Annotated in this window: 24 protein-coding genes; 23 read left to right on the top strand and 1 reads right to left on the bottom strand. The window is 34.1% G+C overall.

The genetic code is table 11. The features are described from left to right. Positions 1 to 4 precede the first annotated feature (4 nt). The gene (pyrH, locus tag KKD45_03645) at positions 5 to 688 is read right to left on the bottom strand and encodes a UMP kinase (GenBank protein MBU4309592.1); all 684 of its coding nucleotides are present in this window, start codon (positions 686 to 688) and stop codon (positions 5 to 7) included. Positions 689 to 1,284: 596 nt separating this feature from the next. Here pyrH and KKD45_03640 point away from each other — a divergent pair. The 23 genes from KKD45_03640 (at position 1,285) to KKD45_03530 (ending at position 24,608) form a co-directional block, all read left to right on the top strand. Continuing rightward, positions 1,285 to 2,139 carry a carotenoid biosynthesis protein gene (locus KKD45_03640; GenBank protein ID MBU4309591.1) on the top strand — a complete coding sequence of 285 codons (855 nt, stop codon included), beginning with the start codon at positions 1,285 to 1,287 and terminating at the stop codon, positions 2,137 to 2,139. Between the two features lie 89 nt (positions 2,140 to 2,228). Further along, the gene (locus KKD45_03635) at positions 2,229 to 3,179 is read left to right on the top strand and encodes a U32 family peptidase (protein MBU4309590.1); all 951 of its coding nucleotides are present in this window, start codon (positions 2,229 to 2,231) and stop codon (positions 3,177 to 3,179) included. 6 nt (positions 3,180 to 3,185) lie between these two features. Then, on the top strand, positions 3,186 to 4,562 hold the full coding sequence (locus tag KKD45_03630; protein MBU4309589.1) for a class I SAM-dependent methyltransferase: 1,377 nt from the start codon (positions 3,186 to 3,188) through the stop codon (positions 4,560 to 4,562). Positions 4,563 to 4,574: 12 nt separating this feature from the next. After that, entirely contained in the window at positions 4,575 to 6,377 is a 1,803-nt protein-coding gene (locus KKD45_03625) for a YcaO-like family protein (GenBank protein ID MBU4309588.1), read from the top strand. A 10-nt stretch (positions 6,378 to 6,387) separates the two neighbouring features. Further along, positions 6,388 to 7,908 (top strand): UbiA family prenyltransferase, encoded by a 1,521-nt coding sequence (locus KKD45_03620; GenBank protein ID MBU4309587.1) that lies wholly within the window; start codon positions 6,388 to 6,390, stop codon positions 7,906 to 7,908. Between the two features lie 93 nt (positions 7,909 to 8,001). Continuing rightward, the gene (gene hxsD / locus KKD45_03615; GenBank protein ID MBU4309586.1) at positions 8,002 to 8,451 is read left to right on the top strand and encodes a His-Xaa-Ser system protein HxsD; all 450 of its coding nucleotides are present in this window, start codon (positions 8,002 to 8,004) and stop codon (positions 8,449 to 8,451) included. An 11-nt stretch (positions 8,452 to 8,462) separates the two neighbouring features. Beyond that, on the top strand, positions 8,463 to 8,675 hold the full coding sequence (locus KKD45_03610) for a hypothetical protein (protein MBU4309585.1): 213 nt from the start codon (positions 8,463 to 8,465) through the stop codon (positions 8,673 to 8,675). Positions 8,676 to 8,680: 5 nt separating this feature from the next. Next, positions 8,681 to 10,141: a His-Xaa-Ser system radical SAM maturase HxsB gene (gene hxsB / locus KKD45_03605; protein MBU4309584.1), complete on the top strand. Its 1,461-nt coding sequence runs from the start codon at positions 8,681 to 8,683 to the stop codon at positions 10,139 to 10,141. Further along, complete coding sequence (locus tag KKD45_03600) at positions 10,131 to 11,240, top strand: 4Fe-4S cluster-binding domain-containing protein (GenBank protein ID MBU4309583.1); 1,110 nt, start codon at positions 10,131 to 10,133, stop codon at positions 11,238 to 11,240. Before hxsB ends, KKD45_03600 begins: the two co-directional genes overlap by 11 nt. A 39-nt stretch (positions 11,241 to 11,279) precedes the next feature. Then, positions 11,280 to 11,546, top strand: a complete 267-nt coding sequence (locus KKD45_03595) for a hypothetical protein (GenBank protein MBU4309582.1) — start codon at positions 11,280 to 11,282, stop codon at positions 11,544 to 11,546. 29 nt (positions 11,547 to 11,575) lie between these two features. Further along, complete coding sequence (locus KKD45_03590) at positions 11,576 to 12,634, top strand: hypothetical protein (protein ID MBU4309581.1); 1,059 nt, start codon at positions 11,576 to 11,578, stop codon at positions 12,632 to 12,634. 14 nt (positions 12,635 to 12,648) lie between these two features. Then, a complete protein-coding gene (locus tag KKD45_03585) occupies positions 12,649 to 13,575 on the top strand; it encodes a hypothetical protein (GenBank protein MBU4309580.1) in 927 nt (308 codons plus the stop codon). 4 nt (positions 13,576 to 13,579) lie between these two features. Further along, positions 13,580 to 14,674 (top strand): radical SAM protein, encoded by a 1,095-nt coding sequence (locus KKD45_03580; protein ID MBU4309579.1) that lies wholly within the window; start codon positions 13,580 to 13,582, stop codon positions 14,672 to 14,674. Between the two features lie 7 nt (positions 14,675 to 14,681). Further along, positions 14,682 to 15,818: a radical SAM protein gene (locus KKD45_03575; GenBank protein ID MBU4309578.1), complete on the top strand. Its 1,137-nt coding sequence runs from the start codon at positions 14,682 to 14,684 to the stop codon at positions 15,816 to 15,818. After that, positions 15,775 to 16,497: a diphthine--ammonia ligase gene (locus KKD45_03570; GenBank protein ID MBU4309577.1), complete on the top strand. Its 723-nt coding sequence runs from the start codon at positions 15,775 to 15,777 to the stop codon at positions 16,495 to 16,497. The genes KKD45_03575 and KKD45_03570 overlap by 44 nt, the downstream gene beginning before the upstream one ends. After that, positions 16,494 to 17,249 (top strand): radical SAM protein, encoded by a 756-nt coding sequence (locus tag KKD45_03565; GenBank protein ID MBU4309576.1) that lies wholly within the window; start codon positions 16,494 to 16,496, stop codon positions 17,247 to 17,249. Before KKD45_03570 ends, KKD45_03565 begins: the two co-directional genes overlap by 4 nt. Positions 17,250 to 17,261: 12 nt before the next feature. Continuing rightward, a complete protein-coding gene (locus tag KKD45_03560; protein MBU4309575.1) occupies positions 17,262 to 18,149 on the top strand; it encodes a radical SAM protein in 888 nt (295 codons plus the stop codon). Next, positions 18,146 to 19,276: a radical SAM protein gene (locus KKD45_03555; GenBank protein MBU4309574.1), complete on the top strand. Its 1,131-nt coding sequence runs from the start codon at positions 18,146 to 18,148 to the stop codon at positions 19,274 to 19,276. Before KKD45_03560 ends, KKD45_03555 begins: the two co-directional genes overlap by 4 nt. Before the next feature lie 6 nt (positions 19,277 to 19,282). Continuing rightward, a complete protein-coding gene (locus KKD45_03550; protein MBU4309573.1) occupies positions 19,283 to 20,230 on the top strand; it encodes a radical SAM protein in 948 nt (315 codons plus the stop codon). Beyond that, positions 20,223 to 21,173 (top strand): FUSC family protein, encoded by a 951-nt coding sequence (locus KKD45_03545; GenBank protein ID MBU4309572.1) that lies wholly within the window; start codon positions 20,223 to 20,225, stop codon positions 21,171 to 21,173. The genes KKD45_03550 and KKD45_03545 overlap by 8 nt, the downstream gene beginning before the upstream one ends. A 24-nt stretch (positions 21,174 to 21,197) precedes the next feature. Then, positions 21,198 to 22,523: a hypothetical protein gene (locus tag KKD45_03540; protein ID MBU4309571.1), complete on the top strand. Its 1,326-nt coding sequence runs from the start codon at positions 21,198 to 21,200 to the stop codon at positions 22,521 to 22,523. 20 nt (positions 22,524 to 22,543) lie between these two features. Further along, positions 22,544 to 23,248 (top strand): hypothetical protein, encoded by a 705-nt coding sequence (locus KKD45_03535; GenBank protein ID MBU4309570.1) that lies wholly within the window; start codon positions 22,544 to 22,546, stop codon positions 23,246 to 23,248. 124 nt (positions 23,249 to 23,372) lie between these two features. Then, positions 23,373 to 24,608 (top strand): NAD(P)/FAD-dependent oxidoreductase, encoded by a 1,236-nt coding sequence (locus KKD45_03530; protein MBU4309569.1) that lies wholly within the window; start codon positions 23,373 to 23,375, stop codon positions 24,606 to 24,608. Positions 24,609 to 24,764 lie beyond the last annotated feature (156 nt).

Genomic DNA, 24,764 nt, shown 5'->3' with positions numbered 1-24,764 from the left:
AAATTTAGGCAATAGTTGTGCCTTTGTATTTCTTATTATTTAAAATACTTTTTAAATTGTTTAAATTTTTCCCATCGGCAATAATGACCTTCAAATTAAGTTGTTGCGCCTTCTTGGAGGCGATGGGGTCGAAAGGCATATTAAGGCCAGGAATCCATTTGTCGCCAACAATTTTACGGAAATCGGGCCAGTTACTAGTTTCTATTTTTACTGCGTCTTTGAATTTTTTCGGGTCCTTATCGTAGGCATATTCAATATTAGAAAGATTAATAATGGTGCCAACTTCATATTCCTGGGCAATCATGGTAGCGACATAATCTGTGGACCAACCTGGTTTCCAGCCACCACCGACGATTATATTTTTTGTTGAATGAAGGTGGATGGTTGGATTTTTGATAATTTCCGGATGAGCGGTATCCCAAAAGACAGTCCTGATTAAGTGAGCGTTAAGCCGAGTGGAGTGTATGCCAAGCCAATCCTTGTCTTCGTCAGAGATTTTGGTTATTTTATTTGCTGATTCAATATATTGTCGAGCCGTATGACCACCGCCAGCAATTAAATAAAACTTTTTTCCTTTTTTAATTTCGGCATTGATGAGGTTTTTGAATTTTTTCAAAAAAGTATAATCGATGCCACAACCAGGTACAATTAGTGAGCCTCCGAGTGAGATGATGTAAGTATTATTCATAGGATAATGTAGATTAATAGTATGTGATTTTAATATTTTACTATAGATATAACTTTTTGTCTAAATACTGAACAATATGCATTAGTGGATATGATAGAATAGCATCTATTCAGTTTTTTTTATTCAAAAATAAGCCCGAAAGGCGAATTATGATAGTTGTGATTAATTAGTATTAAAGTGTATAATTTTAAGCATCTTTAAACTTTTTTTCTCATATATTTTGGTATATTTGACATAACTTTTAGTGTTAGCTGTTTTTTTTCAAATTATAAAAACAACTCCCGTTATTAACATCGTCCCCATAGCTTCGCCACGGTCGATAATAGCTTTTTCTCGCCGAAAAGTTTTCAATTTCCGTTGAATTGTTAGTTATAATTTTTGATGTAAATAATTATTTCACCTCATCTTATAGTATTAAGTCAATTTTGCCGAGTTGGCAATTTTTTAACCTTAAGGTTTGTCTTGGATGTGAATTTTGTGAGAGCATTAGGCTCATATTGTGTGACACTGAAACTAGTTCTGGTAAAAAATAGTAATTCTTAGTATAATAAAGACCATTACGTGGATTTAAAATTTATCAATAAAATAATAAAACTATGAATAAGATTGATTTTATAAACAAAACTAATATATTGTGGTTGTTCTTTATTATAATAACAGGACTGCACATAGTTGATATTATAAATAAAGTATTAGGCGGAAGTTCTATTTATTTTTTTGAAATACTTAAAATATATCTTCCGATTATTCTTTTATTTTTTCACAGTAGCTGGACGTTGACTTATTCTAGGGGATTTTTTTTGATTTTATTGGCAGCATTAACGAGTTTCGTTTTTGAAGTAATTGGAATAAATTATGGCACATTTTTTGGTGCTGACTATGTTTATCAGGGTCAAAACTTTTCTTTTATATTATTTAATGTTCCATTATTCGTCCCACTCTATTGGGCTGTTTTCATTTACATTGGGTATTCAATTTCAAACTCATTTTTAAATTGGATAGGAAAAAGTAGGCCGACCAAAGATAAAAATGATTTTATAATCTTGCCATTATTAATAATTTTTGACGGTTTGCTTGTAACCGCAATAGATATTTTTATGGAGCCTATATTGGTAAAATTTGGTGTCTGGACATGGTTGAGTAAGGGACAGTATTTTGGTGTCCCATTCGTTAATTTTATTGGCTGGTTTACTGTGGCAATAATTACAACCGGCATTTTTAGAGTGTTTGAATATTTTATTCCACGCTCAATTTATAAAATAAGCGATTCTGTTATGTTAATTCCCGTTCTGTATTATGGAATATTATGTTTATCATTTCTTTCTGATGCAGCAACATTAAAAATGTATAATCTTATGCTAGTTGGTTTTTTTGCAATGATTCCAGTGGTGGTAATTAATTTGATATTGTTTTTTTCTAGGAAAAATTTTAAAAGTGAGCAAATAATTTAAAACAATACTTAACTTCATTTTTTATCATTAATAATAAAAAATGTAATAAAATTATTAAATAATTTAAATTATTTACTATTGGTAAAATGATGCAAATCAATTGCCCGTTGGCAGGTTTAAACGAAGTCAGTAGTCTGATAAAAATAGGAGCGGATATGTTTTATGCCGGTCTCGATAGTGAAATTATTTTTGGTCCATCTTCCGGGTTGCTTAATAGACGGCCCTGGAAAGCAGCAAATTTTAATCTACTGGAAGATTTTAAAAAAGCTTGTTTTTTGGTGCATGAGCATGGCAAGAAAATTTCGTTGGCTATTAATGAACATTTTTATACAGATGAGCAGATAGCGAAAATTATCGATTTTATTAGAGCTAATCAGGGAATAATTGATGGCTATATTGTTGCTGATTTAGGATTAATGCTCGCACTTAAAAAAGAATTTTCTGATGTAGACATCGTTGCCAGTACTGGAGCACATGTTCAAAACGCAAATGCGATAAATTTCTTTAAAAAAATTGGTTTACAAAAAATTGTTATTCCTAGGCATTTCAGTATAAGTGAAATTAAAAAAATGACTGATGAGCGTAGCGATCTCGATTTCGAGTGTTTTATCTTTGGTGGCGATTGTGCGAATGTGGACGGGTTGTGTAGGTTTACGCATGGTGTTTTTGATTGTGATAAATCTAAAAATGCCTGCAGCTCCATGTATAATTTTGTCGTTAGTGGCACTGAGATACCAGATTTAGATTCCTCTTGTGCAAGTGAAAGTGAGATAGCGACAAGGTTGAATAATTATAATAAAATAATGTTTAATAATTGCGGTGCATGTGCCCTATGGGAGTTATCTCGCATGAATATAAGAACTGTTAAAATAATTGACAGAGAAACTCCGTTTAAGCAGAGGTTGCGCTATGTGTTTTTTATAAAAAAAGCCCTTTCATATGTGCATCTGCCCAAAGATAAATATGAAGATTTGGTGAGGATTTTTTACAAGGAGATTTTTGGAGGTCATTGTGGTCGTAGGTGCCTATTTAAGGGTTGAGAAAATATGAAAAATGCTATTTATATTAGAGATTTTAATATTGCAAAAAGAACAGATTTGTCCAAGGTGCAAAATCTTTATTTTGGAAATGAGTTTTGTGAAAATCTTATTCCTGACAAGGGGGAGGTTTTAGCATTGTTAAAATATGTGCATAAGAATGGTCTAACACTCACTTTGTTAACACCATATTGTACTGACCATGGCATTGAAAAGTTGCGCGAAATATTACCGCTCTTGCCCGTAAGAACGGAAGTTGTTTTTAGTGATTGGGGGGTGCTTGAGCTTATTAAAAAATATAATTTGGTGCCGATTTTAGGGCGATTGATGATTTCAATAAAAAGAGATGTGCGAATTAAAACGACGGACCTAAAAAACTTAGATTATTTTAAAACATGTAATTTAGAAAGTAAGGACTTTCAAAATTTTTTAATTAAAAATGATATTTTTAGAGTTGAGCTGGATAATGTTGTTCAGGGATATAAGTTTAAATTGCATAAAAAAATAAAAATATCACTTCATTATCCTTTTGTGTATGTCTCCACTTCGAGAAAATGCATAACAGCCTATTGTGCAGACCCACTTCAAACTGATTGTCTTCCTCTGTCAGGATGTAATTTTGAATGTACAAAATATGTTTTTCGCGCCAGTCTTGCCGACGGAGAGACAAAATTAATTTTTAAGGGAAATTCAATATTTTATAAAAATGAAGAAGTTAATAAAAATATAGAAGAATTAAGCGCGGATCGGCTCGTGTATTCGCCCGAATTACCCTTTTATATTAATGAGGATATTTTGTGGAATGAATATTACAAAAAACATTCCGATAATGCGGCATGGGGGGCGGTGAATGCAGACAATCATGTTGTTGATTTTGTAAAATATTATAATTTTTTTAAAAAAGGAGCCAAGATATTAGATTCCGGATGTGGACATGGAAAAAATTCTAAATATTTTATTGCTAATGATTTAGTTGTTCATGGTATTGATATATCACCGCAAGCAATTAAGTATAGCAAGGAGAATAATCCCGTTGGGGAATTTAGCGTGCACGACGTGTCGATTTTGTATAAGAGAGATTTTTTTGATGTTATTTGTGATGCTGGGTGCTTGCACTCTACTCACCCGGGTAAACATAAAAAAATTATAGAAAATTATTATACATCGTTGAAGAAGGGTGGATATATGTTTATTCGGATTTTTAAGAATGATAATAATCGCGACATGAAGCCGCTTTTTTATGTAGACATGTTGCCAGTTTATGGGTATACCAAGGAGCAAGTTATTAATCTTTTTGATTCTAATAAGTTTTTGATAGAAAAAATTATTTTTAATAAAGATCAGGGAGTAGAAGGTATATATTATCTATATTTAAAAAAGCTATAATATTTAAATGGAATGAAAATTAAAAAGTGTCTTAAGGATGGAACTACTTTTAAGTCTGAAAATCCCTTAACCACAATTAAAAAAATAGAAGAAGGCTTAAAAAAAATAGGGCTAGACGTGCTATATACCCCCATGACGTTTTATGAGGATAATCTGTATTCAGGCGCCCTTGTTGTGCCAGCCTTGAATTATGCCGTGAACGGAAAGGGTATTACTAGTGAACTGGCCAAGGCTAGTGCTTATGCTGAACTTGCCGAACGAATTTCTTGCGGGTTTTTTAATTTTTTCCCCATCCTAAGCCAGGATAATCATGAGCAGCTTAAAAGTGCTGATTATTTTAAGTTTTATTATTTTTCTCATTTAAAAGGTTATGTAAACACAGAGCAGGCCCTGATGGCTGAGGGGGAGATTCTTGCTATAGAAAGTATCTTCCAGAAACAGAAATTAACAGAAAAAGAAATAAGCTTAATCAAGGATAGTGAAGTGTCACAACATTGGGTTGATGGTTATTCTGTAACGAGAAATAAAAAAATAAAAGTGCCCCTGAGATTGGTGCACCGAATTTCGGGAACAAATGGATTGGCTTCCGGCAATACAATTGAGGAAGCCATTGTGCATGGAGCAAATGAAATTTTTGAAAGATATATTTTGCACAAAACGGTAAAAGAAAAAAAGAATTTACCATCTATTAATGTCGGATCTATTAATGATCTTTATATACTGAGATTGATTAAATTTTTCTACAAAAACAAAATAAGAGTGATTATAAAAGATTGCTCTTTCAAGGGACAATTTCCTTGTTTAGGTGTTTTGTTTATTAATGATAACTTGAGCCATAAGAGGAACCCTATTAGTAAAAGAGAGAATGGTTATCGTTGGTTCGTTGAAGTGGCATTTGATTATAGGGAGGCACTTATGAGATGTTTTACATCGTACATTCAGGGCGTGGATGGCGTTGATGAATTAAAAGAATTTTCCAAGCAAGATATTATTTGGAAAGAGTGGTTTAAAAAAGGTGGAGTTGATTATGAACCAGAGGATACTTATAGAGATTTATCGAAAAAAAATATTTACACCGGAGATTTAGGTTTCTTGGAAAAAGGGCCTTTAATTAATATGAAGGATATTTGGAGTGAAGAGTCTGATTTTGATTTTGCCAAAAACGTCGATCAAATAAAATTAATTTGTCGATCAATGAACACGGAATTAATAGTGATTGATCAAACTCACCCTATTCTGAAATTTCCAGCCGTGCGGATTGTTATACCAGGTATCTCAGATGAGATAAATACCGAATATGAGAAAGGCTTTAACATTGATAGGGTAATTTTGCCCATAGAAAAATATTGGCCCAAGGAGTTTTATGATTTTCGCGTTTCAAATAAATGGTTATCTGTTGAGGTGGAGGTAGCTCGCTTCATGGCTGAAATTGAAAGCCACATCAAGTCTAGGCCCAGTGATATTTACATTAAGACGAACGGTCTTTATGGTCGTTCGATTAATCTATATGAGCTGTTAGCATCTTTGTTTTTTATTCTGGGTAAATATGATAAACTAAAAATAGTGTTGAAATTGTTAGGCGCTTTTTATCCCGATAATTCTGAATTTTACAAAAAATTAGGCTTTTTGATAAAAGCTCAAAAAATAAATGAGGCAAGGGATTATTTCGCTAGCGCTAAAGGGTGTTATCGGTTTATGATAGAAAGACCGGTGAAAAATCCACTCATTTCCTGGTGTGATAAACCTTGTGGCGATGCTTGCGCTAAAAAATTTGAAATTAATCTTAGAAAACTCATTTTTAGTTTTTATAAATAAATATAAAATTATGCATAGTGCGTGGCAGCTCTTCAAAAGAGTGGTGGATCATATAGAAAATATAAATATTTCTATTTATCATTTTTTATCTTTTCTTTTTATTATCTTGTTGAGGGTTTTTTTGGAATCATTTGCTGACACTGACAATCTTTTTTCCCGAGAAATGCACTTGCATTTTGTTATGTTTTTTCCAGCCATAGCCTTGTCTTTCATTTTTTTAATTAGAATTATTACCAGGGAGTCGTTTAAGAAAATTATTAATATCGCCTTGCATTCATTCGGCTTAATCTTGCTCCCGCCTTTAATTGATTTAGTTGTCAGTAGAGGGGCAGGTTTAAATATGGATTATTTAATACCAGGAGTCGATACTAATTTAATTTATCGATATTTTTTTCCAGTCGGTAAGTTTTTTGAAAATGGGATTACGCCTGGTTTGAAAGTCGAGGCTGGTATTTTTTTATTGTTAATCTTTTTTTATTTTATTTTAAAAACAAAGAGTGTTTTGAGATCAATGATGGGTCTGTTTTTTGCCTATAATATATTTTTTCTTTTTGCCGCTACACCGTTTATCGTGTTGCCGTATTGTAGAATTTATGATTGTTTTGTTGTAATGACCAATGTTCTTATTAATTATTTTTCCGTGTTCAGTATTTTGTTGTTGGTAATTTTATTTTTCCTTTTTGAAAAAGAAAAGTTTAAAATAATTATTGGAGATTCCAGATTTTCAAGACAGGTGCATTATTTTTTAATGTTTTTTTTCGGCATTATCATTGGTGCGATGCAAATTGGCGTTAATGATGCCCTTGCCGTGTTGCGTCCTGACATGATCTTTGTTTCCGCCATGGGCATTATTTTTGGTCTGTTGTTCTCTGGGATTACAAACGATATAATTGATTATAATATTGACAAAATATCAAACACGGACAGGCCGTTGGTGCAAGGAAAAATCAGTTTAGATTTTTATAAGAAATTAGCCTGGGTTGCCCTTGCCCTATCTTTATTTTTTGCCAGCTTGAACGGGTATAAGAGTTTGTTTTATCAAGTTTTGTTCATCGGAAATTATTTCCTATATTCAATGCCGCCATTACGATTGAAGCGGGTTTTCTTTTTTTCAAAATTATTAATTTCTTTAAATTCTTTGGTTTTGATATTCATGGGGTATTCTTATTTTTTACCAGACTTAAAAACATTTCCAAGGTTAATAATTTTGATATTTTTAATTGGTTTTACGGCCGCTATTCAATTTATTGATATTAAAGATTATGAGGGGGATAAAAAAGAGGGTATTATAACCTTGCCGGTCTTTTTCGGATTAAAAAATTCAAAAATAATAATTGGGCTTTTTTTTCTTATTAATTATTTATTATTTAATTTTGTTGTTAATAATATTTATTTCTTAGTACTGTCTATTTTGGCTGGTTTGTGGCAATTTTATTTGGTTAATAAAAAAGTGTATAAGGAAAAACAGATATTCGTATTATATTTAAGTTCCTGGCTTGCATTTATTTTTTCGTATATATTTTCTTCTTAATTGATGAAGAAACCTCCGTTGCAATTTAATTCGTTGTCGTTTACAAAATAGCAATGCTGTGCTAAATTAACTTTAGAATTAATAATCAAAACTATGAAGATTAAAATGAAAATAGAGAATAATGAAATCAGCTTTAATGTAAAAACCAGTGTTTATTCGCAGGCCATAATAATGAAAACCTGCTATGTTTTTATTGATAGAGTGTATGTTTATTTAGATAAGCCAAGCAAGGATGAAATCTTAGTTGTTTTGAAGGGGAAAGATATTTTAAGTAAAAAAGATTTGGAAAAAATTAAAGGCGAGTTTAGCAATGAATTACTTAATACAATATTAAGAGAAGACTTGGTAAAGCAAAACAAGAAAGTTATTGAATACATTGTTGGTGGAGCAATTTCGGCAGCACTGGAAAAAAAGGAGCCCATTAACAATGACAATGAAGTTATGGATGTTGAAAAAGAAATCGAGGCTTTAAAAAAGGAACTAGAAAAAATCGATGGCGGTGATTATGAGTCAGACTCTTTGAATATTAAAAAAATTATTTAGTTTTTAATAAGATGAAAGAAAAAAATTTATTAAAATTTAATAAGGCTATTTATAGTGAAGGCGCTATCAAAACGACAATGAGCGAATTTTCATGGATCAGTAAGGAGAAGATTTTATTGAAAAATACCCCAAAGTATTATGAGGTTGAATTACCCGTTGTTGATGATGTAGCGGGTATAAGTAATGAGTTTAAAAATTACGCTCTTTTTTTAAGCGTAAAATAATATGTATGACGAAAAACAATAATTTGGCATTTTTTAGATTTAGAAATATTGGCAAAGATGTTCTGTTGACAAGCGCCAGTGGCGGTTGGATGATTTTAGGTCAAAGTGATTTTGATGATTTTGTGGGTGGAAAAGATATCGCTAAAAAAGAAGTCAAAAATGAATTAGTCGTAAAGGGATTTTACAAAACAGACGATAAGAAAATATTAGATTTGGCTGGTGAATATCTCAGAATGAATCAGTCTGCCATGAGCGGGCCGAGCTTGTTTATTCTCGTGCTGACCGCCAGGTGTAATCATCGCTGTCTTTACTGTCAGGCGACGCCTGAGAGTCATCAATCTAACGGTTATAACATGACACAGATTACGGCCAAGAAAACTATTGACGTGCTGTTTAATACCCCATCGCAAGGAATTGGCATTGAGTTGCAGGGAGGGGAGCCTCTTTTGAATTGGCCAGTTTTAAAGTTTATCGTTAAATACGCACGGGAGCTAAACAAGGAAGTTAAAAAGGATTTAAAAATCAGCCTGGTCTCTAATTTAACACTGATTGATGAAGAGAAGATGAAATTTTTAGAGGAGAATAGAGTGAATATTAGTTGTTCTTTTGATGGACCAAAAAATATTCATAATAAAAATAGGGTATATTTAGAAGATGGTAATAGCTATGATGCGGTTGTTAAAAAAATTAAATACATTCAGGGGGTTATAAAGCTGAATAGAAAAAAGTCCGAGGAAAAACATATTGATAGGTTGAATGCCATTTTAACCGTAAGTCGCTTTTCTTTGCCACATGCCAAGGAAATAATTGATGAATATATAAAATGTGATTTTACGAATATTTTTTTGCGGCCCTTGAGTCCAATCGGTTTGGCAAAGCAACACATTGATGTGATAGGCTATAAAATCGAGGATTTTATTGATTTTTATAAGGAGGCGATGGACTATATTTTAAAATTAAATTCGGAGGGACTATTGTTTGTAGAAAGAATGTCATTTTTGGCACTTAAAAAAGTATTACAAGGTACGGACTCCGGTTATTTGGAGATGCGTTCCCCATGTGGCGCCGGCATAGGCCAGATGGCCTTTGATTATGATGGAAGAGTCTATACTTGCGATGAAGGCAGAATGGCAAAGAAAATGGGATATGATAATTTTCAGATTGGTAACGTAAACGAGAGTCGATATAATGACCTGATAGACAATGATGTGACAAAGACTACTTGTTTGTCGTCGGTTCTTGATGGTCATGTGAGTTGCATGAATTGTGCTTATAAGCCGTATTGTGGCACTTGTCCTTTAATTAATTTCATGGAATATGGGACATTGTTTCCACAATTATCAAACACTGATCGTTGCAAGATGAATAAGGCTATGTTTGATTATTTATTTTTGAAACTTAAAAATAAAAAATATCGTAAAATATTTGAAAAATGGTTTGAAAGACATGAGGAGGATGTTAAATAATAACCCATCAGTATTAAATCTGTTCTTTACCGGCAAGTGCAATTTGAATTGCAAATATTGTTTTGTTGACCGATCCGACGACGGAGATTCTACCCTTAATGAGGAACTGATTAGAAAAGCGGTGGATATTTTATTGGACGGTCCGGGGCAGAAAAAAATGATTAATTTTTTGGGTGGCGAGCCCCTTGTAGAATTTTCATTAATAAAAAGAGTCTATCAGTATGCCACAAATAAAGCTAAGGAGAAAAAAATTTCTCTTAGCTATAAATTGGCAACCAATGGAACGCTTTTGGATATAGATAAAATTGAGTTTTTTAAAAAAAATAAAATTAACATCCAGGTAAGCATTGACGGAGATAAGAATTGTCACGACGCTAATCGCCCTTTAAAAGAATCTGCTAATTCTAGTTTTGAGTTGATTTTTAAAAATATAAACAGTATAGACGTTTACCAGTCAGGCATAACCTCTTCCTTGGTTTTTGCACCGCGTGACATAAAGACTTTGATGCAGAATATAAAATTTTTACACGCCAAGAAGTTTTCTGTCATTAATTTTTTACCGGATTTGTACGCCACGTGGAGTAGTGATGATTTAGGGCACTTGGTCAATTTTTTTAAGGAATTTAAAAAGTATTATATTGGCTTATTTGACGTTGGGGGAGATGTTTTTAAGAACAATTTATTAGACAGCTTTGTTAATGAAGTAAATCTTGATAAGGCAAGGCAATGTAATAAAATAAATCTTAATATCGATGGAGATTTTTATGTATGCGACAAGGTGCTTTCTTTAAAAAAGGCTGAACGCTCAACATATATCGTTGGCAGTGCAGAGGCTGGACTGGATGACGAGAAAAGAGCGGATTTGTTATTAGAGCTTAGAAATGGTTTTTTAAAAAATAGCGGACTAGGCTGTGCTCGCTGTCATTACGCCAAATATTGTTTTTGTCCCGTCGGCCATTATATTTATTATCAACACAATGATGGCGACAGTCACTGGGAGAATTATTGTTTTATCTCAAAAATTTACATTAAGACATTCCTGTCTATAAAAAAAGAATTGGAATTGAACGCTAAATTTATTAAAACATATAGATTCTAGTAAGTTGATTAAAAGTTTTTAATGTGTTAAAATATACATATGAAAAATAAGTCTCAAAAATTACCAAAAATTAAAAAAGAGTTAAAAACCTTCCTTCTTAGCGAGGAGGGAAAAATGGTGGAGAAAAATGGCGCGAAGATGGGATTGGCCCTGATTGGTGTCGCCGCCATGCTCGGCGGTGTTGCGCAGGTTCATGACGCAAATGCACAATTATGTATTCATTCACAGCACTGTTCTCACGCTTCTCACGCCTCTCACGCCTCTCACGCCTCTCATGGCTCACACAGTGAAGGTGGTTGGTGCTAGTAGGTTGTTATTTTTTACAAATTATAAATATGCTCAAAAAAATTCTTTTTTATTTATTATTGGTCGTGTCATTGACCTATCTTTCCGTTATAATTTTAGTCTTTAGTTACGCCTGGAAGAATCATATTAGTCCAGGTGTGGCGCTTTCTGGGTTAATTTTATCCTTACCGTGGAGCCCGAGCAGTGATAGTAATAATAATGGTGCTGCTTGCCAAGCGCCAGCTTCTGATGATGTAATTTCCCCAAATCCAACTGATGCAGATTTTCTAAAATTTGTAAAACCATCAGTCCTGGGCAATGGCTTAAACCCGGCTACATTAGAAAAGGAACCGTCGTCGAAATTTAACGATTTGAATATCTGCTTAGCTGCCGATTTTTTTTCTCAAAATACACCTGACTATTTTAGTGGTGATGAGTACTATAATTATGCCATGATTCGCATGTTGGTTGCTAGGGATAATAATAATTGCAATTCTTTTTCAAAAGAATTAATGGAAAATTGCAACTCATTTTACTATAAGTTGGTGTCTTTGAAAGATTATAGTGATAAAGTTATTAGCAATTTGACAGATGATGCTAAATTAATAGTGTTGGCGCTTGTTGACGGCTCGGCAGATCATTGCAATCTTGTTAACGATCAATATGACAAGAAATTGTGTTTTGCGATGGCGGCGGGAAATCCTGATATGTGCGTCTTTGACAGAAGCATTGCCGCAAATGATTGTATTAAGAGCAAGCAAGACGACGGCGGTACTATCGGCTGTAAATTAGAGGCCGAGAGGGCGGAAAAGCGTTGCCAGTCGACTGTTTATTTATCAAAAGCCTCCAAGACCTCTGACAAGGGGATTTGTGACATGATTAACGATAGATTTATGCGTGAATATTGTATTGTCTTAAACATGGATGATGATTATAATTTGAAGACTGAGGTAAATAATTTTTTTCACGACAATTTTTGTTATGAAAAATATGCCCTTGACGCCGTCAAAGAAAAAAAAGACCAGCAGTTATGTGAAAAAATTCCACAAAGAGACTCAGATAATAAAATTATGCACGAAGAGTGTTTGGCGATTTTTTCTAAGGATTGATAATATTTTAAACGATGTTGGATGATCATCAAAGGGAGATAGTAGAAAATATAAATTTGTTTTGTCAAAGTTTAAAACTTTCCAAGACAACAAAATCCAATCTTAACTCTTTTGTTGGAGATATTTTTGCGATAGACAGTTTAGGCTTGACTCAGTTTGAACTGTCTTTTAAGTTTAACAAGGCTATAAAAGATGATAGTAAAATGCGTCTTTTAAATTTGGATAGTAAAGCGTATTCTTATCGCAATAAAGGCGCCTATTTAAAAAGACTAGATAGTTATTTTGATATTTTTCAAAAAAATAATATTAATCTTCAGCTCGACACACTCCACGAGGCCTTGAAGTCCGTTTCTGATGACCCCATGGATGTTTATATTGGGGCAGATATTGAAAATGAAGATTATCAGTTTGCAATTTGGCTTATCTTGGGTGGAGCTTTGAGAAGTGGCAAAATAAATTTAAAAAAGAACTCTGTTGAGATAATCGATAAACTTTTTAAACGACTAGGGTTTAATCCCAGTTTTGAAATTACTCAAAATATTTTAAATATTGGATTTGATATTGACAATAATGATCTCTATTACAAGATTTATTATTTTTTAAATAAAGATAATTATCATCAGATGAATAGCGAGGAAAGGCGAATTGTTGGTGAATTAATAGGATTGCTTAAAAGCGAGCATAAGTATTGGTTTTTTGCCAGCGAGCGATACAAAAAAGGAGGACTAGGCGTAGGTAGAAAAAAATTATATTTGGAATTTTTAGATGACCTATATTTAAACAAGAAAGAAACCTTGGATTTAATTGAAGAAATTTTGACTATAATGAGATGTGAGTATAATAAGGAAACGTTTAGGGATGTCTTTCGAGGCATTAATGCTCGCCTGGTAATCTTGGCCATTGAAGATGATGGCGTAGTGACTTTTTATATACGGTTGTAGATTTATGAAATTTAATAATAAAAATGTTCGTAAAATTAAATTAGCTTTAACAACGAGCTGTAATGCTGACTGTAATTATTGTTTTGTTAAAAAAACAAATGAAGTTATGCCGTTGTCGGTGGCTAGGGCGGCGGTTGATTTACTTATTGAGTCTCAGGGCGAAGAAAAGCTATTGTCTATTTATGGAGGAGAGCCTTTTTTGGAAATAGCGCTTTTTAAAAATATTGTGCAATATGCCTTTGATTTAGCCATAGAGAATAAGAAAAAACTAGTTATTTCCGTGGCTACCAGCCTAACGATTTTAGATGATGACTTGATCGCTTTTATAAAAACTTATGATATTAAAATTTCGGTTAGCCTAGCTGGTGACAAAAAAAATCATAATCAGTATCGTTTTTTCAAAGGGGGTAGTGGTACTTATGACGTTGTCTTGGCTAATTTATTAAAATTGAGAAAAAAAATTCCTCTTCAGAATATAGGTATCTCATTTGTTATAATTCCTTCGCAAAGTAAAAAAATATACGACTATTTCACAGACTTGCTTGCACTTGGGGTTAGTGATAATATTAACTTTGAAATAGTGCAAGAATTTGAGGACTGGACAAAGGAATATCAGGATAATTTTATTAGGGGATATGAGAAAGTGTTAAAAGAATTTTTGAAGAATATTGGTACAAACGGTATGCCAAAATTTTATATCAATCCTGTTAACTGGGAGTTTGATCGACAGTTTATAGGCGGCTTACAAGGCGTTGCGTGTCCATTCCAGCATACGCTAGAGGTTTATCCAAGTGGGGAGGTGGCCTTCTCACCCTTTTTGCTTAATCGCGATGATAAAAAAAAGTTTGTTATTGCTAACCTGAAGGAGAAAAAATTTTTAAAATATGAGAAATGTTCGTTTGATATAACCAGGGAAGAATGTCAAAAATGTGAGAGGGAATATTATGGTGGAGTTATTAATAATGATCACGCGCATATAGTTAGGCGATACTATTATTTAGCCACCATTGAGGCGGTGAAGTATTTTAGAAAAAAGATAGAGAAAAATAAGTACGACAAGAGCGCTATTCAGGCGGCTATTAAGGCGCGGTGTTTTTAAGAAAAATATGAATAATTTAAAAAAAGAAAATGTTTTTAATAATGAAATTTCCCATCCCTCGCAGATGGATATTTGTTTTAGTGAAAAATGTAATTTGGATTGTGATTATTGTTTCGTGAACAAAACAAGCGAATCAGTATTAGACTATAAAACAATTGAAAAGGCTATTGATACTTTTTATGAATTATCAGGTAATGATAAGACAATAACTTTTACGACGAGCGAGCCTTTTATTTATCCAGATCTTTTTGTGAGTTCAGTCAATTACATCTTTAAGCGAGCAGCGGAGAAGGGGATAAATATTTCAGTTGTTGCAACTACCAATGGAGTTGCCTTTGACAAAAAAATGCAAGATTTCGTCAGCAAAATGGACGAACGATTTACAATTAATTTTAGCTTGGATGGTGGTGCTAAGAGCCACGGCGCTCATCGGAAAACTAGGGGCGGGGATGGAGTAAATTCTTTTGATTTAGCCTGGAAGAATTTTAAAAATTTTTCCTTGAATAAAAAAAGGAAATGTTCAATGAGGGTTATTTCAACAATTTCTCCGTCTGAAGTTGGTCACTTGGAAGAGAATGTCAACTTCATGACGAGCAATAATTTTCCTTATATTGACTTGTTTCCGCAAATGCTTACGTTGTGGAGTGAGGTCGATGTAAGAAAATTAAAGAAAAGACTAGGAGTTGTCATTAAAAAATATAACGATAATGATAAAATTAACTTTCGATTACTTAATCGTCTCTGGGGCTCATCTCATTATGCAAAAATATTATTGGGAGCAGATGGAAATTTTTATTTTTTTGAATGGGTGCTTCCGCTAAAAGAAGAGGACCGTAAGGGGTTTATTATTGGCGATGCCGGAAAAATTGATTTAGAAAAAAGAAAAAAATTATTTGATTTGTTATTTTTGAAATTAACTAAAGCTGTTGATGATAAGTGTCAAACATGTGAATACGGATATATTTGCGCTAATCCCTTACCCCTGTACCTTTGGTCAGTTTATAATGGAAAAAACTTTCTCGAATATTTTAAAAACTTTTGTAAAATAGCAGATGTTATGATCGGGTCAAGCAAAATAATAAAAAATAAGAACAAGTTAGATGATAAAAAATGTCAAAAACATAAAGGGAGTAAAACCTGTTAAAAAATTAATAAGCGTTATTAGTGGCGGCAAGGATGGTTTGTTTGCTTATCAGTCTTGTCTTAATGACAATTTTGAAGTTGTAGGTTTTTTAAACTTAATTAACAATGAGGGCAGAGTGAGCTTTCATGCTTATGGCAAGGAGTTAGTGAAATTACAGGCGCGTTCAATTGGCCTGCCAATTATGCAAAAAAGCGTAGCTCATCAGAGAGTTGATAAAGAGTTATTTGAAAAACAAATTTTTGCCATTTTTTCATCTTTAAAAAAGAAAGGCATTGATGGCGTTGTTTTTGGTTATATTCTGTCTGGCGATTATCAGGATAAGCTTCTGGTAGATGTTACAAAGAAATTAAATATGGAATTAATTTTGCCAAATTATAAAAAAAATTCCAAAAATGTTTTACGCGCAATCATTGATTCAGGATTAAAAATTATTATTACTGCGGTTAAACCAATATATATTGGTCGAGAGTGGCTTGGCAGGGAAGTTGATAATGTTTTTTTTGAATATTTAAGTAAGACAAACGGTATTGATTATTGTGGCGACAAGGGCGAGTATCATACCTTGGTTGTTGATGCTCCCTTTTTTAAGGAAAAAATTGTTATTAATAAGAGCGAGGTGGTGACATCAAGACAGGGCTATGAATTAAATATCATAAAGGCTCGAAGAGTAAAAAAATGAAGACTATTAAAGAAAAAGAGATGGCCTATATTATCCGTTTGAATAAGTGTAATTTGAATTGCTTATTTTGCATGGAAAAAGAAAATTTGGCAAAAGGGGAGTTGTTTTCTTATAAGGAGGTAAAAGAGCAAATTAGTTTTGCCAAGACGCGTGGCTATCAGAAGATTGATTTTTTTGGCGGAGAGCCAACAGTTTTTCCGTATTTAAAAGAGGCTGTTATTTATGCCCAGAAGGAGGGTTTTTCGTGTACAATGGCGACAAACTGTGTTAAATTTTCTGACTCTAATTATGCGCAAGATTTTTTTAAAAACATTGATTTGAATCGCTTTATGATGAGAACAAGTTTTCATGATTTTCGAGCAGAGAAACATGATTTAATTACGGGTGTCATTGGTAGCCATGGTATGACCATGCGAGGTATTCAAAATATTTTAAAGCATACTCATTATTTGGCCGTAAACATTGTTATTACATCATTAAACCACGAATACTTGTTGGACATAGTTGAGTTATTGCATCAAAACAATGTAAGGGGTATTAAATTTTCCGGATTAGTTCCAGAGGGGCGAATATTGGACAACTCTTGGCTTGTTGTTGATTTTTCGGCTTATGCCGATTTGTTATTGGAGGCCATCGTGGCAGCCAGGGATAAAGATTTTTTAAATATTGAAGTAGAAAAAATGCCCAAAAAATATTTGGAAAAAGTTGGTATTTTTAAAATAAAAGAGGTACAATTTATAGATATTTTTTAAATAGATTGAATTATGAAAAAAGCGGATATCAAAATAGGATTTTTGTGCAATAATAATTGTGTTTTTTGTGTCCAGGGACATAAAAAACAATTTGGCGACATTTCTTTAGAGGTGATTGAAAAGAATATTGTAGCTGGTAGCAAGGACTGTGATGGCGTTGTCTTTACTGGTGGCGAACCGACAATAAAAAAAGGAATCGAGGGCCTAGTGGCCTTGGCTGTAAAGAGTGGTTATAAGATCATTCAGATGCAGACTAATGGTCGGATGTTTGCCTATACAGAATTTTGTGAGAAAATGATAGCGCTTGGTGTTAATGAATTCGCCCTTGCTTTGCATGGACATACACCGGAGTTGCATAATTGGTTGACCGGGAGTGATAGTTTTCATCAGACTGTGGCTGGTATTAGAAATTTAGTACAGCTGAAACAGAAGGTTATGATTAATGTGGTTGTGGTTAAGTCCAACTACCGCCACTTGCCGGAAATAGCTAAATTACTAGTTAGTCTTGGTGTTGCTCAGTTTCAATTTGCCTTTGTGCATGCCGTGGGGTCGGCGGAGCGAAATTTTGATATGGTTGTGCCAAGAATGAGCTTGGTAATGCCTTATGTAAAAAAGGGATTAGATATTGCTAAACATTTCAAAGTTGCCGCAATGACAGAGGCGATTCCATTTTGTTTTATGACAGGTTATGAGGAATATGTGGCGGAAAATATTCAGTTTGATTCGATGGTTTATGATTACCAGATGGAAATTGAAGATTATAAGAAATATCGAATTACTGAGGGCAAATTAAAAGGGCCGAACTGTAATAAATGTAAGCATTATAAATATTGTGAAGGAACTTGGCGAGAATATCCAGAAAAATTTGGCTGGAAAGAATTTAAACCGATAAAAAAATGAGTAGACAAGAAGATCTTATTTTAAGAGACTTGGTGGCGGAAGAAAAAAGACACTGGGTTAGGGTGACAAAAGTTTGTAATAACAATTGTCTTTTTTGTCATGATACAGGCAACCAAGATGGAACATCAATTGCTTATGAGGAGATTGTAAAAGAATTGAAATCTGGATTTCTTGGTGGTGCTAAGCGGGTGATAATTTCTGGGGGAGAACCAACCTTGCATCCGGATGTGGTTAAAATAATTAGTCAGGCAAAAAAAATCGGTTATACCCATGTACAAATGATTAGTAATGGGAGAATGTTTGCTTATGACGATTTTGCCGAGAAGTTAAAAAAAGCCGGACTAGATGAGGTGACTGTTTCTCTGCATAGTCACAACAAGCAGATCCTTGAAGAGATTATTGGCGTAAAAGGTGTTTATGAGCAGACCATGAAAGGATTATTGAATGTTATCGCACATAATCTGATTGTTAGTATTGATATCGTGGTAACAAAATTGAATTATAAAACTTTATCCCAAACTTTGAATTTTTTTATAAAGTTGGGGGTGTATGAGTTTGATATTCTTTATCTTGTTCCATTCGGTCAGGCTTGGCACAATCGAAAAAAACTTTTTTTTAATTATGGAGGGGCAAAGAAATATCTCGACAAGGCCTGGGAATTCTCAAAAATAGAAGGCGTGCATTTGTGGACCAATAGATGGCCGGCGCGCAACTTGGAGAACTATGAGTGGTTGATACAAAGTCCGCATAAGCTAAATGATGATGTGCTGGGCATGAGACAACAATTTTTAGAATATATTAAGGTTGGCCGACTGATGAGCTGTCATGGAGAAAGATGCGACATTTGTTATATGAATGATTTTTGCAAGGATTTAATTAAGCTAAGAACTATAGGGGTGCTTGGGCCTAAGGCAAGGGCAAAATGTCAAAGAGCGACAACCATGCAAACAGGGGTTGCTAAGTTCAGTCCGAGTCTTGATATAAATGAATTTACGGAATTTTATATAAAAAATAGATATTTTGTAAAAAGCATAAGATGTCAGAAATGCGTCATGGACAAGGACTGTGACGGTGTTCATATAAATGAAATAAGAAATAAAAGTTTTAAAATAATAAAACCGTTTTAAAATAATATGGCCAATTTTGCCTATCTTCAGATAATCAGGCAGTGCAATCAGCAATGCATAATTTGTTCCAATCCCGACAACGGGTTAGTTTTGAGCTTGCCTGAAATAAGAACCAAGATTGACGATTTTAAAAAAAGGGGCTTTGAAGGAATTATTTTAACAGGAGGGGAGCCGACGTTGCATCCCGAGCTAAAAGAGATTATGACCTATTCTAGTCAAAGCGGGTTGTTTGTGAATATGATCAGTAATGGACAAAAAATCGCAGATTATGAATATTTGGAGATGCTGAAAAAGGCTGGTTTGAGACAATTGCACCTATCAATTTATTCACACAAGAAGGAGGTTCAGGGAAAAATATCGAAAAACAAAGAATCTCTGCCTAATATAAAAAAAGCTTTGGTAAATTTGCAGCGCTTGGGAAATGTTAAGGTTAATATGAATGTGGTAATAGGCAAGTGGAATGCGGATAATTTGTCGGAATTGATTAAAATGTTAGTTACTAACTATCCATTTGTTGATCATTTTGTCTTCAATAATCTTGATCCAACTTCGGAAAGAATTCGAAGTCACTCGGAAGTGATTCCGCGGATGAATGATTTTCAACTCGAACTTTTTAAGGCGCTTGAAATTATTCAAAAAAATCATAAGACGGCCAGGGTTGAACGTGTGCCTTTGTGTTATATGACTGGCTATGAACACTTGTCTACGGAGACTCGAAAAATAGTTAAAAAAGAAAAACGGGTTACTTACTTTCTTGATGACAAAGGAGAGTTTTTGCAGGAAAGCGGGCATATTGATGGATTTTATAAGAAGAAGAAGGACTGTGTGACGTGCTCTTTGAATAATATTTGTATTGGATTGTATAATGAAGGTAATTATTACAAAATGGATGAGGCATACCCGGTTTTTGTCGACAAAAAAAAGATAATTAATAAAATTTTAAAAAATGTTTAAAATTATTTCATTGGTTATCATGTTTGTGATTGGAAAGTTGATTTTGGATGATGATCTTGTTACAAGAAAAATTAGAAATAAATGGATTTTGTTTGGTTTGATTTTTGGCGAGATTTTATTTTTTTCTTTTTTAGTTATTGGACAAATAAGCAATGAATATATTACAACTGTTTGGCTCAACTCCGCCTTGGCTTTATTGCTTGGGTTTTTGATGTGGTATGCGCAAGTGTGGCCAGCGGGTGATGCAAAATTTTTTGCCCTGTTTGCCTTCTTGTTGCCGCTTGAATATTACAATAAAAGTTACGTTCCCATTTTTCCATCTGTCGTTTTATTAGTTAATATTTTTATTCCGTTTCTATTTTTTATTTTTATTAAGGCCGCTTTTTTATTTTTGAGCGATTTAATTTTCGAGATAAAAAAAAGTTCAATGAACGTTGTTTTAATTAAATTTTGGAACGATACTAAAAAGCAGTTTTTAAAGCTATTAGTTAATTTAAAAAATCCTAAGTATTATCTGATTAATATCTCTAAGATTACCTTGAAGTATTTGCTATATTTTTTTATTTTACATAGGTCTTTTCAAATACAATTAAATATTTCTAAAATAATTTATTATTTTATATTTTTTCTTGCGCTTAATCGAATTTTGGGGTATTATTATAATAAGAGTGAGATGAAAATAAGAGTTGAAGAACTTAAGCCGGGTATGAATTTGAGCGAAGTGGAAAGGAATAAGATTATAGAAAAAAAAGAATTTTTAGCGTCATTGGGAAGATTTATGGCCGAGGGTCTAACGATTGAACAGGTGGAAAAAATTAAAATTTATTATTTTTCTAATAATCATCAGGAAATCAATATTGTAAAATCCCTGCCTTTTTCTGTGTGGATTATTCTTGGGGCACTCATAACTATTTTTAAGGCTAATATATTTATCACTTTTTAATAATTATACTTTTAACATATATTTATGTTTAACAATAATATGACAAAATGGATAAAGTTTTTAATTGTTGTTTGTTTTTTTATTTTTAGTTCGTTTGTTTTTTTTAAAAATGAGGCCAAGGCACAAGCCGTGGGAACTGCTTGTAAGTCTTGTAATTTTTGTGGTACTTGTAATTCCGGTACATACTATAATCTTTGGGGTGGTGGGGTTGCTTGTTCTGCCCCAGTTCCTGCTAATCCGGCAAATTACGGCAAAGCTTGCACCTCTGCTCCGAACGCTTGCGGGAAAACTAGTAGCGGGACAATAGATTGTTACGGTGCTTGTAGTGCTGTCACGCCAGCAAATACTATTTGCGCTAGTAGTGCCTGTGTCGTTTGTAACCCCTGCAAGGTGTGCGCCGTTGGTACGATAGTTTATGGGTTGTGGGGAGCGACATCTTGCAGCGTTGCTGCGCCGCCCACTCCACCTGGATATAGCTCAGTTTGTTACTCAAACCCCAATGCTTGTAATCAAAAATATTCTGGGTTTATAGGCTGTTCTGGGACATGCAGTGTACCGCCTAATCCAGTGCCTCCTCTTTATCCGCTTAATGCCCTGACTTATTGTCAATCTTATACTAATGTTTGTGGAGAATATAATACTGGCGTAATCCAGTGCAATACGGGTTTGTGTAGTGCGCCGGCGCCATTGCCAAGGACGTATACAAGTACAACGGTATATAAGCCACCTTATGGAAATGCTTGTTTTTCTGCATTTAATAGTTGTAATCAAAGAAATTCCGGAACGATAACTTGTACGGGGGCGTGTAGTGCTACCGTGCCACCTAATCCGGCCATCTATGGCACTCCCTGCGTTTCTCCGGCTAATGCTTGTGGGATGACAACGCCTGGTGTATATAATTGCGTTGGAGTGTGTAGTGTTACCGTGGCACCACCCGTTACATCAATTCCTTGTACCTCTGCTGCAAATTCCTGTGGCGATACAAACACTGGTCTTATGAGCTGTGGGCTTCCGTGTAGCGCCGTCAAACCAGCTGAACGACCTTTAATCAGCTGCACCTCGACTGCGAATACTTGCGGACAGACAACTAGCGGGATAATAGACTGCCTTGGAGCGTGTAGTGCGGTTACGCCGTCAGATGCGACATGTGCCGTAAATGGTCAGTGTGGACCGGCAGATGGACAGTCATTTTTTATCGCCCCAACAACTGATCTCTGTAATGTTGGCATACCCTCAGCATTAACGGGAAGAGGACCATGGTATTGGACATGTGCTGGCGAGCTTGGTGGAGTAGAATCTTCATGTAGCGCCGATGGGATATTGCCAAATTGGAGAGAGGTTGGTTTTTAAAAAGAGGATAAGATATTTCTATGACAAAAAATAAGATTGCCCTATTAATTACAATAATTATCTCTATATTGATAATTCTAATCATTGGCATAAACTACAAAAGAATTAATGTTGAGGAGAATGTTGAAAATCAAATTATAAAGAGCACTTCCACTATTCAATATAAGAATTATTCAATTGAGTTTAATTTGCCAGAAAATTGGATTAGTCGCTTAAATCAAGAGTCAGTTAATATTGGGTCATCTACTAATTTTACGGCAAATAGCTATGCTTATATGAGATTGCCGAACGTAGAACAAGATGCGAAAAAGGCGGTATCAATGAGTGATGGTAGTGGTTGGCTAGATGTGCAAATATTTGAGGGACGCAATGAATTGGATTATGAGAAGTTGATTACTGAACTGATCGAAAGCACTGGCGACAAAATAATAAATCCTGATTTAATTGAGTTTAAAGAAATAAGAAAGGAAAAAAATATTATTGGCGGCTATCAGGGTTATGTAATAGAGTATAGCAATAAATATTACAATGATTATATTAAAAATAATCTCAAGGATATCGATCCAGTGATGGATACCTGGAATATTGGACAAGTAATAAGGCTTTCAGATAAAGATGTCTTAGTATTAAGTGGCTGGATAGACGTTGATCAGGTTGAAAAATATAAAAAAGCCATGGAGGAAGTTATTCAAAACGTCAAGATTGTTCAAAATAGTAATTATTAAATTTTTATTACAACTCAGTATTTAAATCCAAAAAAAGACGTCCTTAATTAAGGACGTCTTTTTTTGGTAATTTAAGATAACGGGCAGTGTCGACAAAATCTGTTAAAAAGAATATACTATTTATATGAACTACAATATAATTATAATTGGTGGCGGACCAGCTGGTATGATGACGGCGGGGCGAGCAGGTGAACTTGGGCAGCAGGTTTTGTTGTTGGAAAAAAACCAGAGCCTGGGCATTAAATTATTAGCGACCGGACATGGGCGTTGTAATTTAACCAATATGTTTGCAGATAAAAAAGAATTAATTGATTGCTATGGTAAAAATAGCAAGTTTTTGATGTCGGCTTTTCATCGATTTGGCGTTAAGGAGACTTTGGATTTTTTTAAAACGCGAGGCGTGGTGACGAAAGTTGAGGACAATGGTCGTGTGTTTCCGAAAAGCGACAAGGCGCGGGATGTTTTGCAGGTGTTGACGAATTATTTAGATGAGAATAAGGTGCAGATAAAATATGGTGCGATAGTAAAAAAGATAATTAAAAAAGACGATAAAATTGAAAAAATTATTTTAGAAAGCGGCGAGGAGTTAATGGCGGACAAATTTGTGATTTGTGTCGGTGGTCAATCTTATCCGGGCACTGGTTCAACTGGTGATGCTTATGCGTGGCTAGAAAAACTAGGACATAATATTGTTAAACCGCGACCGGCCCTGACTTCATTAATCTTGAACGACACTTTTGTTAAAGCCGTTGAAGGTGTGAGTCTGCAAAATATTGGCATTACTCTTAAAAAAGATAATAAAAAAATGAACACTAAAAGTGGTTCAATTATTTTTACCGCTGACGGCGTGAGTGGGCCGGCGATTATCGATATGAGTCGCGAGGTTGATTTATCAGTGTCTGGCAAGTTTTCTTTGAGTTTGGATTTATTGCCGCATGTTAATGAAGCGGACTTGGATTTGCAGCTGCAAAAAGAATTTCAGCGTGATGGCAATAAAATGATCAAAAATAGCTTAACGCCCTTGGCGCCGTCGCGTTTGGGAGTGTTGCTTTTGTGGCTCTTAAACATTGACCCGGAAAAACAATTAAGTGTAATGACTAAAGACGAGCGTAGGGGTATTGTTCGTTTGCTCAAGAGTTTTAGCTTGGAAATAAAGGATGTGAAAGGTTTTGATAAAGCCATGATTACTGCCGGCGGTGTAGATACGCGCGAAGTTAATCCGAAGACAATGCAGTCAAAGATAATTGAAAATCTTTATTTTGCCGGTGAAATTCTGGATCTTGATGGTCCGACTGGTGGTTATAATTTACAAATCTGTTGGAGTACAGGCCATGCAGCTGGCGAAGCTTTGGCAGAATAATAAATTTCTCTTTTAAAAATTTCAAAAATATAGTAAAATAAAAATATCTAATTTGTAATTTTAATAATTTAACTCCTGTGTCCCAGTTATAAAAGCCTAAGGCTTTTTGTATGGTCGAGAAATTAAATTCTACGATCACAAGCTGAGGATAGCGGA

The organism is Patescibacteria group bacterium, assembly GCA_018897195.1.
Lineage (GTDB): Bacteria > Patescibacteriota > Patescibacteriia > Patescibacteriales > UBA12075 > JAHILH01.
This window is presented reverse-complemented; position numbering and strand designations above follow the sequence as displayed.

Bases quoted from the DNA above. Each gene is read 5' to 3' on its own strand.
- KKD45_03535 (MBU4309570.1), top strand. From the start codon at position 22,544: ATGACAAAAAATAAGATTGCCCTATTAATTACAATAATTATCTCTATA.
- KKD45_03635 (MBU4309590.1), top strand. From the start codon at position 2,229: ATGCAAATCAATTGCCCGTTGGCAGGTTTAAACGAAGTCAGTAGTCTG.
- KKD45_03575 (MBU4309578.1), top strand. From the start codon at position 14,682: ATGAATAATTTAAAAAAAGAAAATGTTTTTAATAATGAAATTTCCCAT.
- KKD45_03590 (MBU4309581.1), top strand. From the start codon at position 11,576: ATGCTCAAAAAAATTCTTTTTTATTTATTATTGGTCGTGTCATTGACC.
- KKD45_03555 (MBU4309574.1), top strand. From the start codon at position 18,146: ATGAGTAGACAAGAAGATCTTATTTTAAGAGACTTGGTGGCGGAAGAA.
- KKD45_03610 (MBU4309585.1), top strand. From the start codon at position 8,463: ATGAAAGAAAAAAATTTATTAAAATTTAATAAGGCTATTTATAGTGAA.
- KKD45_03630 (MBU4309589.1), top strand. From the start codon at position 3,186: ATGAAAAATGCTATTTATATTAGAGATTTTAATATTGCAAAAAGAACA.
- pyrH (MBU4309592.1), bottom strand. From the start codon at position 688: ATGAATAATACTTACATCATCTCACTCGGAGGCTCACTAATTGTACCT.
- KKD45_03560 (MBU4309575.1), top strand. From the start codon at position 17,262: ATGAAAAAAGCGGATATCAAAATAGGATTTTTGTGCAATAATAATTGT.
- KKD45_03545 (MBU4309572.1), top strand. From the start codon at position 20,223: ATGTTTAAAATTATTTCATTGGTTATCATGTTTGTGATTGGAAAGTTG.
- hxsD (MBU4309586.1), top strand. From the start codon at position 8,002: ATGAAGATTAAAATGAAAATAGAGAATAATGAAATCAGCTTTAATGTA.
- KKD45_03540 (MBU4309571.1), top strand. From the start codon at position 21,198: ATGTTTAACAATAATATGACAAAATGGATAAAGTTTTTAATTGTTGTT.
- KKD45_03585 (MBU4309580.1), top strand. From the start codon at position 12,649: ATGTTGGATGATCATCAAAGGGAGATAGTAGAAAATATAAATTTGTTT.
- KKD45_03595 (MBU4309582.1), top strand. From the start codon at position 11,280: ATGAAAAATAAGTCTCAAAAATTACCAAAAATTAAAAAAGAGTTAAAA.
- KKD45_03625 (MBU4309588.1), top strand. From the start codon at position 4,575: ATGAAAATTAAAAAGTGTCTTAAGGATGGAACTACTTTTAAGTCTGAA.
- KKD45_03620 (MBU4309587.1), top strand. From the start codon at position 6,388: ATGCATAGTGCGTGGCAGCTCTTCAAAAGAGTGGTGGATCATATAGAA.
- KKD45_03565 (MBU4309576.1), top strand. From the start codon at position 16,494: ATGAAGACTATTAAAGAAAAAGAGATGGCCTATATTATCCGTTTGAAT.
- hxsB (MBU4309584.1), top strand. From the start codon at position 8,681: ATGACGAAAAACAATAATTTGGCATTTTTTAGATTTAGAAATATTGGC.
- KKD45_03530 (MBU4309569.1), top strand. From the start codon at position 23,373: ATGAACTACAATATAATTATAATTGGTGGCGGACCAGCTGGTATGATG.
- KKD45_03580 (MBU4309579.1), top strand. From the start codon at position 13,580: ATGAAATTTAATAATAAAAATGTTCGTAAAATTAAATTAGCTTTAACA.
- KKD45_03570 (MBU4309577.1), top strand. From the start codon at position 15,775: ATGATAAAAAATGTCAAAAACATAAAGGGAGTAAAACCTGTTAAAAAA.
- KKD45_03600 (MBU4309583.1), top strand. From the start codon at position 10,131: ATGTTAAATAATAACCCATCAGTATTAAATCTGTTCTTTACCGGCAAG.
- KKD45_03640 (MBU4309591.1), top strand. From the start codon at position 1,285: ATGAATAAGATTGATTTTATAAACAAAACTAATATATTGTGGTTGTTC.
- KKD45_03550 (MBU4309573.1), top strand. From the start codon at position 19,283: ATGGCCAATTTTGCCTATCTTCAGATAATCAGGCAGTGCAATCAGCAA.